This is a genomic window from Alteromonas sp. LOR (assembly GCF_000753865.1).
Taxonomy (GTDB): Bacteria; Pseudomonadota; Gammaproteobacteria; order Enterobacterales; family Alteromonadaceae; genus Alteromonas.
This window is the reverse complement of the sequence record NZ_JQFW01000015.1, coordinates 92,984-106,296: the sequence shown is the minus strand read 5'-3', so window position 1 is coordinate 106,296 and position 13,313 is coordinate 92,984. Positions and strand designations below refer to the sequence as shown.

9 protein-coding genes are annotated in these 13,313 nt (G+C 44.9%); 5 read left to right on the top strand and 4 right to left on the bottom strand.

Translation table 11 applies throughout. The annotated features are described in order from the left end of the window. Positions 1–119: 119 nt before the first annotated feature. Complete coding sequence (metK, locus tag JV36_RS0105775; RefSeq protein ID WP_032096365.1) at positions 120–1,265, bottom strand: methionine adenosyltransferase; 1,146 nt, start codon at positions 1,263–1,265, stop codon at positions 120–122. Between the two features lie 408 nt (positions 1,266–1,673). Between metK and tkt the strand changes: the two genes are divergently transcribed. The 4 genes from tkt to JV36_RS0105755 all read left to right on the top strand — a co-directional run bounded on the left by tkt (position 1,674) and on the right by JV36_RS0105755 (position 7,175). Further along, a complete protein-coding gene (gene tkt / locus JV36_RS0105770; RefSeq protein WP_032096366.1) occupies positions 1,674–3,665 on the top strand; it encodes a transketolase in 1,992 nt (663 codons plus the stop codon). A 17-nt stretch (positions 3,666–3,682) separates the two neighbouring features. Beyond that, a complete protein-coding gene (gene epd, locus JV36_RS0105765) occupies positions 3,683–4,693 on the top strand; it encodes an erythrose-4-phosphate dehydrogenase (protein WP_032096367.1) in 1,011 nt (336 codons plus the stop codon). A gap of 92 nt (positions 4,694–4,785) precedes the next feature. Beyond that, positions 4,786–5,961: a phosphoglycerate kinase gene (locus JV36_RS0105760; protein WP_032096368.1), complete on the top strand. Its 1,176-nt coding sequence runs from the start codon at positions 4,786–4,788 to the stop codon at positions 5,959–5,961. Positions 5,962–6,275: 314 nt separating this feature from the next. Then, positions 6,276–7,175 (top strand): fructose bisphosphate aldolase, encoded by a 900-nt coding sequence (locus JV36_RS0105755; RefSeq protein ID WP_032096369.1) that lies wholly within the window; start codon positions 6,276–6,278, stop codon positions 7,173–7,175. A 199-nt stretch (positions 7,176–7,374) separates the two neighbouring features. Here JV36_RS0105755 and JV36_RS0105750 read toward each other — a convergent pair whose 3' ends face one another. Next, positions 7,375–7,839 (bottom strand): hypothetical protein, encoded by a 465-nt coding sequence (locus JV36_RS0105750; RefSeq protein ID WP_032096370.1) that lies wholly within the window; start codon positions 7,837–7,839, stop codon positions 7,375–7,377. A 328-nt stretch (positions 7,840–8,167) separates the two neighbouring features. Here JV36_RS0105750 and JV36_RS0105745 point away from each other — a divergent pair, with 328 nt between their 5' ends. Then, entirely contained in the window at positions 8,168–10,339 is a 2,172-nt protein-coding gene (locus tag JV36_RS0105745) for an alpha/beta hydrolase family protein (RefSeq protein WP_032096371.1), read from the top strand. Here JV36_RS0105745 and JV36_RS0105740 read toward each other — a convergent pair. Both JV36_RS0105740 and ppx read right to left on the bottom strand, forming a co-directional pair. Beyond that, entirely contained in the window at positions 10,317–11,483 is a 1,167-nt protein-coding gene (locus JV36_RS0105740) for a DUF418 domain-containing protein (RefSeq protein ID WP_032096372.1), read from the bottom strand. The two genes, JV36_RS0105745 and JV36_RS0105740, sit on opposite strands and share 23 nt — an antisense overlap. 288 nt (positions 11,484–11,771) lie before the next feature. Then, positions 11,772–13,304, bottom strand: coding sequence for an exopolyphosphatase (gene ppx / locus JV36_RS0105735; RefSeq protein WP_032096373.1), 1,533 nt, complete (start codon positions 13,302–13,304; stop codon positions 11,772–11,774). Positions 13,305–13,313: the final 9 nt, after the last annotated feature.

Genomic DNA, 13,313 nt, shown 5'->3' with positions numbered 1-13,313 from the left:
CATTTAAAATACTTAACGCAAATTCTTTTACTTTAAAAAACAAAAAGCCCCCGCTATAAATATGCTTATCGCATTAACGAGGGCTTTTTAGCGGCGCTAACACGCCCTTATTTATTTAACTAAATGGATGCTTTAAGCGCTTCGGCTTTGTCAGTCGCTTCCCAAGGGAAAGCTTCACGGCCAAAGTGTCCGTAGGCAGCAGTTGCACGGTAAATTGGACGCTCAAGGTCCAACATCTTAATTAAGCCGTATGGGCGAAGGTCAAAATGTTCGCGCACTAGTGCAACCAATGTTTTTTCATCAACCACGCCGGTACCAAAAGTATCGATGCTGATAGAGGTAGGCTGCGCAACGCCGATAGCGTAAGAAATTTGAATTTCACAGCGCTTTGCTAACCCTGCCGCTACGATATTCTTCGCTACATAACGTCCAGCGTAAGCCGCACTGCGGTCAACTTTTGATGGGTCTTTTCCTGAGAATGCACCACCGCCGTGACGTGCCATACCGCCGTAGGTATCAACAATTATTTTGCGGCCGGTTAAACCACAGTCGCCCATTGGGCCACCAATAACGAATCGACCGGTTGGGTTAATGTGAAATTGGGTATTTCCATCAATCCATTCGCTTGGCAGAACCGGTTTAATTATCTCTTCCATGACGGCTTCGCGAACGGTATCAGTAGACACTGAGTCGCAATGCTGTGTTGATAACACTACTGCATCAATGCCAACAGGCTTGTCATTTTCGTATTTAAACGTGATCTGGCTTTTCGCATCAGGACGCAGCCAATCAAGCTTGCCCGATTTGCGTACTTCAGCTTGCTTTTGTACTAAACGGTGGGAGTAAGTGATAGGCGCTGGCATAAGTACGTCGGTTTCGTCACTTGCGTAACCGAACATTAAACCTTGGTCGCCTGCACCTTGCTCTTCTAAGCTGGCGCGGTCTACACCCTGGTTAATATCGGGAGACTGCTTACCAATAGCGTTAAGCACGGCGCACGAATCGGCATCAAAACCCATATCAGAATGGGTATAACCAATCTCTTTCACTGTATTTCGAGTGATTTCTTCAATATCAACCCATGCTGACGTGGTAACTTCACCGCCAACCAAAACCATACCTGTTTTTACATAGGTTTCGCAGGCAACACGTGCCCGAGAGTCTTGCTCTAATATAGCGTCAAGCACTGCATCTGAAATTTGGTCAGCGATTTTATCCGGATGTCCTTCAGAAACCGATTCAGAAGTGAATAGATTCGTGGCCATGTGTACTCCGTTTGCATTTAATTATCGAAATTATTTGTATTGTACTAAATCAAGTTATAAATACCAGTCTTTACTTCTAGACGTCTAAAAGTCTTGTGGCTCTAAACCGTTACGATTTGTTGACATTTACCGATCAGTTTCTCTTTTTTAGTTAAGTATTGAGATCGAACAACGTCGAGTACTGACATACAAATTTGCGTTTTATCAATGAGCATTTACGTGTGTTTTGCTTAATAGACCATTTTTTGTGAGTAGTTTCGCTTTTGGCATTATAAACCCATTGAACTGTGCGGTGGCATGGGTAAGAATAACGCCACATTCAAACGTACATTAAAAAAGCAGAGCTTAAGTCGAATGCGCGACTTACCTCCACGCTCGCTTAGATACGAATTATAACCAGGAGACAACATGCCCTCTCGTCGCGAACTCGCCAATGCTATCCGTGCATTAAGTATGGATGCGGTTCAACAAGCTAAATCAGGTCACCCAGGCGCCCCAATGGGGATGGCCGACATTGCTCAAGTATTATGGCAGGACTTTTTATCCCATAATCCAGCTAACCCATCATGGGCTAACCGCGATCGCTTCGTGCTTTCGAATGGTCATGGGTCAATGCTGTTATATTCACTGCTTCATCTATCGGGCTACGAACTGCCGATTGAAGAGCTTAAAAACTTCCGCCAATTGCATTCTAAAACCCCGGGTCACCCAGAATATGGTTATGCACCTGGTGTAGAAACCACTACAGGCCCATTAGGCCAAGGCGTGAGCAATGCAGTTGGTATGGCGCTAGCTGAAAAAGTACTTGCGGCTCAGTTTAACCGCGATGGTCACGACATTGTTGATCATTACACTTATACATTCCTTGGCGATGGCTGCTTAATGGAAGGTATCTCACACGAAACGTGTTCTCTTGCAGGTACCTTAGGTTTAGGCAAACTTATCGCGTTTTGGGATGACAACGGCATTTCAATTGACGGTGAAGTTGAAGGTTGGTTTACCGACGACACGGCAGCACGCTTTAAAAGCTACGGCTGGGATGTGATTGAAGGTGTAGACGGTCACGATGCAGAACAAGTTAAAGCTGCCATCGAAAAAGCGCAAGAAAATAGCGCTAAGCCAACCCTTATTTGTTGTAAAACGACCATCGGTTTTGGTTCTCCAAATAAAGAAGGCACTGAGTCTTGTCACGGTGCACCGCTAGGTGATGATGAAATTGTAGCGACACGTGAAAAGCTAGGCTGGAAACACGGCGCGTTTGAAATTCCTGATGACATATACGCTCAGTGGGATGGCAAAGGTAAAGGCGGTGAAGCAGAGTCGGCATGGAACGATGCTTTTGCAGCTTATGAAGCCGCATACCCTGAACTAGCCGCAGAATTTAAGCGCCGAGTTAACGGTGAACTGCCAGTTGATTTCAGTGACAAAGCAGATGCAATCATTGCCGAGCTGCAAGCTAATCCGCAAAACATTGCGTCGCGAAAAGCGTCTCAAAATGCGCTGAATGCGTTTGGTCCATTGTTGCCAGAACTATTAGGTGGCTCTGCTGACCTAGCAGGCTCTAACCTAACAATTTGGGAAGGCAGTAAAGGCGTTGAAGCTAACGATGCATCGGGTAACTATGTTTACTACGGTGTACGCGAGTTTGGTATGTCTGCCATGATGAATGGCATTACGCTACACGGCGGCTTTAAAGCATACGGTGCAACATTCTTGATGTTTATGGAATACGCACGTAACGCAGTGCGCATGGCAGCACTAATGAAGCAGCCTGCTATTTTTGTGTACACACATGACTCAATCGGTTTGGGCGAAGATGGTCCAACTCACCAACCTGTTGAGCAAGTGGTTGCGCTTCGCTCTACACCGAATCTTGATAACTGGCGTCCTTGCGACCAAGTGGAATCAGCGGTGTCGTGGAAATCGGCAATCGAGCGTACTGACGGCCCAACCACTCTTATCTTTACGCGCCAAGGTTTAGCGCAGCAAGAAAGAACCTCACAGCAAGTGGCTGATATTGCGAAAGGTGGCTACGTACTTATCGATAGTGACAGCACGCCTGAAATTATTCTTATTGCTACGGGTTCTGAAGTTCAGTTGGCAGTAGAAGCCGCCGCTGCATTAACCGAGCAAGGCAAGGCCGTGCGCGTGGTATCAATGCCATCGACAGACGTGTTCGATCGCCAGTCGAAAGACTACCGTGAGAGCGTATTGCCTTCTTCTGTTACCAAGCGTGTAGCGGTTGAAGCACTGTCAAAAGATAGCTGGTACAAATATGTTGGCCTTAATGGCGCTATTATCGGTATGGATACCTTTGGCGAATCGGCACCTGCGGGCGACCTGTTCAAGCACTTTGGTATTACTACCGACGCTGTCATAGAGGCCGCGCTGTCTCTGTAAGAGGTAAATAAAAGCCAATGGTAAATATTGCCATAAATGGGTTTGGTCGAATTGGTCGCAACGTATTACGCGCACTTTACGAGAGTGGGCGTAATAATGAGTTTAATGTTGTGGCCATTAACGACATTGCTAAGCCCGAAGGCATTGCACATTTACTGAAATACGATACCGCCCACGGGCGGTTTCGTTTCGATGTGGCCTTAAAAGACAAAACACTGTCGGTAGCAGGCGATGATATCCAGCTGCTTGCTGAAGCCGAAATTAGCAATCTTCCCTGGGAAACCCTAGGTGTAGACATTGTGCTTGAATGTACCGGTTTATTTGATGATCGTGCTTCAGGTCAGTCTCATCTCGATGCGGGTGCTAAAAAAGTGCTGTTTTCATCTCCTGGTTCTCCCGATTTAGACAACACAGTCATTTTCGGTACTAACGAAGATACCTTAACCAGTGACCATAAATTAGTCTCTAACGGCTCGTGCACCACAAATTGTATTGTCCCTGTAATTCAGGCTCTCGATGCGGCATTTGGTGTACTTAGTGGCACAATTACCACCATTCATGCATCAATGCATGACCAGCAAGTTATCGATGCATACCATGAAGATTTACGTCGAACTCGGGCTGCAAGCCAATCTATCATTCCTGTAGATACGCGCTTGGCGGCGGGTATTGAACGTATTTTACCCAAATTTGCCGGCAAGTTCGAAGCAATAGCGGTAAGGGTACCCACCATCAACGTCACCGCGATGGACTTAAGTGTTAGCCTCGAAAGTGAAGTGTCTATTGAGCAAGTCAACCAAGCGTTACGAAAGGCAAAAGACGGTCGCTTGCAGGGAATTTTAGACTACACCGAAGAGCCTCTGGTATCAGTAGATTTCAATCACGACCCACACTCGTGTATTGTAGATGGCACACAAACTCGCGTAAGCCACAAGCAGTTAGTTAAAACTCTGGTGTGGTGTGACAATGAATGGGGCTTTGCAAATCGAATGCTAGACACAGCCAAAGTGATGTTTGAAGCAAAATAAATCGTAAATGCTGCCAGGGTTGGTGGCACCAACCCGCGCAGCTTTCACACGTTAATGAATGACAACATTTTTAAATTAACATAGGAAAGATGATGCCAATTCCAAGTATGAACGATATGGCCTTGCACGGTCAGCGTGTTCTCATTAGACAAGATTTAAACGTACCGGTTAAAAACGGCAAAGTAACCTCAGATGCTCGCATTAAAGCATCAATTCCAACAATTAAAGCCGCGCTCGACGCTGGAGCTGCCGTTATGGTGATGTCTCACCTTGGCCGTCCAACTGAAGGCGAGCCTGCCGAAGAGTTTTCACTTCAACCTGTTGTCGATTACCTAAACGACGCCCTCGATGTACCTGTAAAGCTTGTTAAAGACTACCTAGACGGTGTTGAGCTTGTCGATGGCGAACTAGTGATCCTAGAAAACGTACGCTTCAATGAAGGCGAGAAGAAAGACGACGAAACCCTTTCCAAACAATATGCTGCACTGTGCGATATTTTCGTGATGGATGCATTTGGTACTGCTCACCGTGCACAAGCTTCTACACATGGTGTAGCGAAATTTGCTACCCAAGCATGTGCCGGGCCGCTTCTAGCTGCCGAACTCGATGCACTAGGTAAAGCACTAGATAATCCTAAGCGCCCAATGGTGGCCATTGTTGGTGGGTCAAAAGTATCGACTAAGCTAACCGTATTAAAAACACTGGCAGAAAAGGTTGATCAGCTTATTGTAGGTGGCGGTATAGCAAACACATTTATTGCTGCCCAAGGCCACAATGTAGGTAAATCACTGGTTGAGATGGACCTGACGGAACAAGCTACTCAGCTAATGAACAACGCCCAGGCAAATGGCGGAAACATTCCTGTGCCAACCGATGTAGTGGTAGGTGCAGCGTTTGATGAAAATACTGAGGCCACGTTAAAGCACGTGTCTGAAGTCACTGATGAAGATATGATTTTTGATATTGGCCCAGACTCATCGAAAGCTCTGGAAAGCATTATTAAAAATGCGGGTACCATTGTGTGGAATGGCCCGGTCGGTGTATTTGAATTTGAACAGTTCAGCGCAGGTACGAAAGCCCTGTCTGAAGCAATTGCAGCAAGTGACGCATTCTCTATTGCAGGGGGCGGTGATACACTTGCAGCAGTCGATAAGTATGGGATTGCCGATAAGGTCTCTTACATATCAACAGGTGGTGGTGCATTCCTTGAGTTTCTTGAAGGAAAAACACTGCCTGCTGTAGCGATACTAGAAGAAAAAAATAAATAAGCGCTGTCGTTGCCTCAAGTTAGCTAATCAAATTAACTCACTTGAAACTATAACGTAAGAAATAGCGCCTAGTATGCTACCGGTGCTTACCTATACTGAAAACAGCAATAACATGGTGTAGGTAAGCGCCTTTCGAAAGTGCCCCTTTTTAAAGAGCAACCATCTTTGAAAACGGCGCTTTTCGAAAAACTCTTTTTTTAAAAAAGGTTCTTTGTGAAAAAGAACTGGTTAGCTTTACAGTGATGTTTGCTGACGAAATAACTATAAACCCTACAGCTGTCGTATAGGCAGAACAATATAAAAGGAGTGTTGCAATGGCATCACAAGCTCAGCAATCTATGCTGGATAAACTCAACACACAAATCGGTTTTATTGCAGCGTTAGATCAAAGCGGCGGCAGTACACCGAAAGCGCTACGTCTTTATGGTATTGAAGAGTCAGAATACAGTTCAGACGAAGAAATGTTCAACCTTGTACACGACATGCGCACTCGTATTATTACTAGTGCTCCTTTCAGCGGCGAGCGCGTTCTAGGCGCTATCTTGTTTGAAAATACCTTAGATAGAGAAATTGAAGGCATGTCCACTGCTCACTATTTGTGGCAGAAGAAGCGTGTTATTCCGTTTTTGAAAGTAGACAAAGGGCTTCAAGAAGAAAGCGATGGCGTACAGCTCATGAAGCCGATGCCAGAACTTGACGCATTGCTAGCGAAGGCCGTGGCGCAAGACGTGTTTGGTACTAAAATGCGAAGCGTAGTAAAACTGGCTAACCAACAGGGTATTAAAGCCGTAGTAGAGCAGCAATTCGAAGTAGGTAAGCAAATTCTTGCCGCAGGACTTGTGCCTATTATCGAGCCAGAGGTTGATATTCACAGCCCGCAGAAAGCCGAAGCTGAAGCACTCCTTAAGCTTGAGATCCTTACCCAGCTTAACTTGTTAAGTGAAGGGCAAGAGGTGATGTTAAAACTAACCTTGCCTGACCAAGCCAACTTCTACAAAGAGTTAGTAGACAATCCACGTGTACTAAAAGTAGTTGCCTTATCTGGCGGTTATACTCGCAACGACGCTAATGCAAAGTTGTCAGAAAACCAAGGCATGATCGCAAGCTTCTCTCGCGCACTTACCGAGGGTACCTCTGCCAAGCAGTCTAAAGAAGAATTTGAAGCACTACTCGATACCGCAATAGACGGTATTTATACTGCTTCTAAGTCTTAATTTAGCGCTTGTATGGCATTGTGTTTTGCCGTCATGAGCGGCATTAGCTTTGCGTCATAAGATTTGCAACAGACGCTTCGAAATATGAGCTTTGCAAAATAGACATAAACAAAAGGAGAGCATCGCTCTCCTTTTTTGTGCCTGTTTATCCCGTGCTGAAATATCCCGTTTTCAAAAAGAAAGTGAAAAGGCCTTAGGCTCAAGATGAAAAGTCATTTTGACTTAAAAACTGCCTGACTTCTCGTTCATCAAAACGTAAACCTGCTTGGGAAATAGCGTTAAGGGCGTCATCAATGTCATCAAAAAACGCATATTCAATCTCTGCTGCATCGTAACAAAAGCGCAGTTGCTGTCTTATTGTCATTGCCACATCAGAATCTTTAATTACCACTGCAAGTAATCTTAATCCACGAGTTTGACGAATGCGGGTTTGCTTGATGAAAATATCAAATGTGGATGGAGGCATAAGGCTTTCACCATATAACACACTTAATTGCGCCCACTGCTTGCTTGGATTGTCTGTGTTGCTTGATACGGTCTCTATGTGTTGTGAGAGTTTGACCACGCCATGTCGCATTGTTTCGTCATTCCACGGGCCTCTTGCAGAAAAGAGTACAAGCTGCTCGCTCACTGCGCTTTTGTATTCACCATGATGATTATGCATATACCTAATGCCACCTTTTTGTTGGTAAAGTCACACTACCATGTCATCTACTTTTTCAATATTCTCCCTTCGTATACGGTTAGCTGTTGCTTAAAACTAGACTCTATAAATGCACGAAGAGCAAAGGAAGCAGTAAGAGTAAATCGCAGCAAGCGTGGTCTACAGCTTTAAATAAAGAACAGTTTGTCTTAAAAGTATGTACATTTTATCGACTAAATCGAGTGAGTGGCCGCATATTTAACCCCGCTTTATCTTCATGGCCTTTGATTGCGCTAGTATAAGAGCTGAACAAGTTTGACGATCAAAAATAAAAAAGAATAGGGCAACAATGACAGCACATTATTTACACCCACATCGCAAAACAACCAAGAAGTCATTTTCTACAGGGCGCATTTCTACGGCCATATTATTTTCCTTAGGTACTTCTTTGCTGAGTACGTTACTTCCCGCTACCAGCGTGGCTCAAGAAGACACTAGCACTGTGAATTCGACGCCAACATCACCAGCATCCAATAAAGCTCACCACTTTGCGTCAGAAGATATTTTCAATTTAGAATATGTCAGCGAAGCACAGGTATCGCCAGATAAAAAGCAGGTGGTCTACGTGCGTCGCTCTAATGACATTATGTCAGATAGCACGCGCGCTAATATCTGGCTTGCCAGCGTCGATGGCAGTCAGCACCGGCCTTTACTATCGTCTAAACATAATTTCTACTCGCCCCGTTGGTCTCCTGATGGAAAACGTTTGGCGTACTTGTCGAACGAAGAAGGAAAGCCACAGCTGTATGTACGCTGGATGGATACAGGGCAAACGGCACTTGTTACCAATGTCACCTCTTCCCCTAGCTCCATTACCTGGTCGCCTGATGGAAAGCACATTGCATTTACTATGAACGTTGATGCCGAAGAAAAGCCGCTGAAAGTCAATATGCCTAAAAAGCCGAAAGGGGCCAACTGGTCTCCGAGCTTTGAATATATTACTAAAGCAAGGTACCAAGCCGACGGAAGAGGGGTATTAGAGCCAGCGTATACACATATATTTGTCGTGCCATCACAAGGCGGTACCGCAAGGCAGCTTACCTCTGGTGATTATCACCATCGCGGAAGCTTAAGCTTCTCTCATGACGGCGCAAAAATTTACTTTTCAGCCAATCGAAGCAGCAACTGGGAATACGAGCCAATAGAAGCAGACATTTATACGGTAGACATGCTGGGGCATATCGAGCAGCTAACCAGTTTTAAAGGTCGTGAAGCGTCACCCGTTGTATCGCCTAATGGCAAATATGTCGCTTATGAACGCCGAAGCGATGAAAAAGTCATGTATAAAAATACGTATTTGTATGTGATGAATGCCGATGGTACAGAGCACAAAAATCTCACTGAAACCATCGACAATTCCGTGTCTAACTTTGTATGGAAAGATAATAAGAACATCTATTTTCAGCAGTCGGTAAGAGGTCTTGCGCAAGTCGATAGTGTGTCGCTATCGGGTAAAGTAACCAATATGGCATCTGGGTTGGGGGGCACTACATTAGGCAGGCCATACGTCTTTGCCACATACCACGCCGCGGGTGATGTTATTGCCTACACAAAAGGTACTACTAACAGACCTGCTGACTTATATGTTACCAGCGATGATGAGCGTCAACTGACGTCGCTGAATGAAGATGTACTTGGCCACAAAACGCTGGGTGAAGTGAAAGAGATTGTTTACAAGTCTTCAATAGATGGAGAGGAAATTCAGGGCTGGTATATTCTTCCTCCAGACTACGACAGCAGTAAAACCTACCCACTGATTTTAGAAATTCATGGCGGTCCAAATTTGGCCTATGGCCCAGTGTTTACGGCAGAGTTACAACGAATGGCGGCCGAAGGCTACGTAGTGTTTTACGATAATCACCGAGGCAGCACTGGCTATGGAGAGCGTTTTGCTTTGTTACTTCAAGGCAAGTACAGCTCAAAGTATGACTTTGCCGATCACATGTCGGGCGTTGATGCGCTCATTGAAAAAGGCATTGCCGACCCTGAAAAGCTTTACATCACCGGTGGCTCAGCCGGGGGAATTGCATCTGCTTATGCCATTGGTCTAACGGATAGGTTTAAAGCAGCGGTAGTAGCAAAGCCTGTTATTAATTGGCTGTCTAAAGTGCTTACCGCTGACTCAGGGCTATACCAAATACCTTTTCAGTTCCCTGGCAAACCTTGGGATAACGTAGAGCATTATTGGAAGCGCTCACCACTGTCGCTAGTTGGCAATGTTACAACGCCTACCATGCTTATCACTGGAGTGAACGATAAACGTACTCCTATGTCTGAAACTGAGCAGTTTTACCAAGCGCTTAAAATTCAGAAAGTAGATACAGTACTCGTAAAAGTACCTGAATCGTCTCATGGCATTGCCGCAAAACCGTCGCGAATGATTGGCAAGGTAGAAAATATCTTAGCGTGGTTTAAAAAGTACAGCGGTGCTGATGACGTTACAACGCCAGATGCTCCTTAGTACGTTTCTTATAAAAGCTATTTAAATACAACTTTCGCCAAAGGGCTTCAAAAGGGCCTTGGCGGAGGTGCTTAGCCATTATATTCGCCAGCACTATCTGAATAGCAGTAAAGGCTAACGTAATGATAAGCAAATCGAGCAAGGTGACTGTAAAGGCAAAGTCAGTGAAGTACGCAGGCATGACTATTCGAAAGAGCACCGCCATCGCAATTGATTGAGTGAGGTATAGCGTAAACGCCATTTTTCCGCAGTTAACTAGCGACTGATACCACCACGCTGCTGTATTTTTTACCTTAACGAATAAATGAGCGTAAACCAACGCGCAAAAGATAGCTGGGACACTCGACAGCATCGGTGTGACATCTGCCGTCACTTGCTCAATCAATATCAAAGGAAGGGTCGAAACGATGGATGTCACTATTGCAATGGCGGCTATCTTTATAAACGACGCTGAAGAAAAGCCCTCGTTGAAAAAGCCATTTCGGTAAAGGTACGCGCCAAACATCATAAGGCCCATAGATTGCCACAACATAGTAAATGGAGCGACAGCAATACTTATTATCTGAAAGGTAGCTTGTGTTTCAATTTGGAATAAATAGCTGCTCTGCCACTGCGCCACTTCTTCGCTATAAACCTCACTGGCTCTAAGTGGAAGTTCGCTGCCGAATTCGTAAAAATATGCTGATATCACGCCAACAACAAGCATAATAACGCTGCCTATTACCAAAAAATTGAGGCTTTTCTTTTTGAGGTCGTCTTGGCTCAGGGAAAAATTCTTTAGAATTAAAAACGCACAAATACTGTAGTAAAGCAGAATGTCGCCACCAAAAATGAATACGCCGTGCAGCAGTCCAAATACAAAAAGCCACTTTAGTCGCGACTTAGAAAATGTTAGAAAATCGTATCCTCGCGATTGGCAGTGTTCAAATTGAATAGCCAAGCCTGCGCCAAAGAGCAAACAAAATAACGAGCGGAATCTTCCATCTAAGAAAAGGGCATTAACTAGCGAAATGATGTCATCAGATAAAAGCGGTTCTTCAAAAAACGCGTATCCAGTGTAAAAATTTTGGTGAAACGTAATATTTAAAAAGAGTATACCGAGGATAGCTAGGCCTCGAATGGCGTCTATTGATTGAATTCGCATTTACATTCCTTGTAAAAGAAGATGGAGTGCCATTAGTTTGGAGTTACAGCAGTTTGGAGTTACAGCAGTGTAGCGAGTCTGATAAATAAGATCGAAGTGAAAAATGTATCGAAACGTTTATGTGTTTTGCGCCTATGATTTTTCTGGAGTGTTTTTAAGACGACATGCGACACCAGCGATACTGCCTCTGTTACTTGTTACATTGCCCCAGCGTTTAACGTCTAAAAAAATAGCTAGCACTACTGCTAGCTATTTTCTTGATGTTAAACGCTGTAGAGAGAAACCCAGCTAGCTATTAATCAATAACTCTAAGTCTAACGCTTGCCAATGCTGGCTCTCACTGGCTAAATCAGCAGATAAAATGGGCTTTTCCTCAAGCCAACCTTCAGGAAAGCGCAACGATAATGATGATGGGTTAACGTCAATGGTCATATCTGGCAAGAATTGCTCTTGTCGTTTTAAATTAAGTAACGCCCCGAGCCTTAGCAGTGCAATAAGGCGCTTCACGGCGTTGCTGTCAAAAAGGTTAAAGCTAGGTAAGTCACTAATGCGTATTTTCTTACGATGAAAACGCACTAATGTGGCTAACAATAACTGCTGCTCTTGAGTGAAGCCGGGCATATCAACATTAGCGAGAATATAGGCACTGTGACGCTGTACGCCACGGGAATTAATTTGTATACCTACTTCGTGCAGCAGCGCTGCCCAACCCAGCATATTTTTAAAGTCTTGGCCTTTGAGCTTCCATGCTTTTTCCGCTTTTCGCAGCAGCATTAGCGAGGTATTTAACACCATGGTTGCTTGCGAGGTATCCACATCATAACGGGTTGCTAAGCTACTGGCCGTTCTTCCACGAATATCCGCGTGATGAAGCTCGTCTTCCATTTGGTAAAGCACGCCTTCGCGCAATGCCGCAGGGGAATAAACAAGTGCTTTAATATTTAAAGCCTTAAACACTGCAATTAAAATAGCGATACCACCGGCTATTACTACACGGCGATCTTCGCTTAAATTGGGAAAGTCCAGCTTATCAACATGCCCCGCATCAATGAATTGGTCCATAAGGCTACGCAAGGCTTTCAACGTAACGGGAATATCGTGTTCGTTGGTTTTGTCTTGCTGACATAGTGTGAATAAAGAGCGAATAGTCCCCGAGGTGCCAACACACTGCACCCAGCCAAGCTTGCGATACTTAACGTCTATCATCTCAAGCTCTTGAGCGGCACTGGTTATTGCTTTATTAAACGCACTGCGCTTTAGCTCGCCGTTAGCAAAAAATTTCTGGGTGTAGCTTACGCAGCCCATTTGCAAGCTTCTACAAAGTAGAGGTTTAAACCCTTTGCCAATAACAAACTCCGTTGAACCACCGCCTATATCTACCACCAGTTGCTGGCCATCAGCATGATTAGTGTGGGCAACACCGGAGTAGATTAAGCGCGCTTCTTCCACCCCGGAGATAACTTCAATGGGGTAGGGCAGCACGTCTTTTGCTGCGCGAATAAACTGTCTGGCGTTTCGCGCTTTTCGCAGGGTGTGCGTGGCCACAATTCTGACTGAATCGGGCTCGAAGCCTTTTAAACTTTCAGCAATGACTTTGAGCATGGCAAGGCCACGTTCTATGGCTTCATCAGACAAAATATTGTCGTCATCTAGCCCTTCGGCAAGTCTCACCTTCTGTTTAACGCGGTGAAGAATTTGAACAGATCCCGCTACAATTCTCGCCACGACAAGGTGAAAGCTGTTTGAGCCAATATCTAGCGCGGCGACTTTACTTACTTCCCGGGACTCTACACCGTCAAAGATGGATTCATGCTCAGTCATTAGTGATTA

Excerpts from the sequence above, each read along its gene's own strand:
- JV36_RS0105740 (WP_032096372.1), bottom strand. The coding sequence starts at position 11,483 with ATGCGAATTCAATCAATAGACGCCATTCGAGGCCTAGCTATCCTCGGT.
- ppx (WP_032096373.1), bottom strand. The coding sequence starts at position 13,304 with ATGACTGAGCATGAATCCATCTTTGACGGTGTAGAGTCCCGGGAAGTA.
- tkt (WP_032096366.1), top strand. The coding sequence starts at position 1,674 with ATGCCCTCTCGTCGCGAACTCGCCAATGCTATCCGTGCATTAAGTATG.
- metK (WP_032096365.1), bottom strand. The coding sequence starts at position 1,265 with ATGGCCACGAATCTATTCACTTCTGAATCGGTTTCTGAAGGACATCCG.
- JV36_RS0105750 (WP_032096370.1), bottom strand. The coding sequence starts at position 7,839 with ATGCATAATCATCATGGTGAATACAAAAGCGCAGTGAGCGAGCAGCTT.
- epd (WP_032096367.1), top strand. The coding sequence starts at position 3,683 with ATGGTAAATATTGCCATAAATGGGTTTGGTCGAATTGGTCGCAACGTA.
- JV36_RS0105745 (WP_032096371.1), top strand. The coding sequence starts at position 8,168 with ATGACAGCACATTATTTACACCCACATCGCAAAACAACCAAGAAGTCA.
- JV36_RS0105755 (WP_032096369.1), top strand. The coding sequence starts at position 6,276 with ATGGCATCACAAGCTCAGCAATCTATGCTGGATAAACTCAACACACAA.
- JV36_RS0105760 (WP_032096368.1), top strand. The coding sequence starts at position 4,786 with ATGCCAATTCCAAGTATGAACGATATGGCCTTGCACGGTCAGCGTGTT.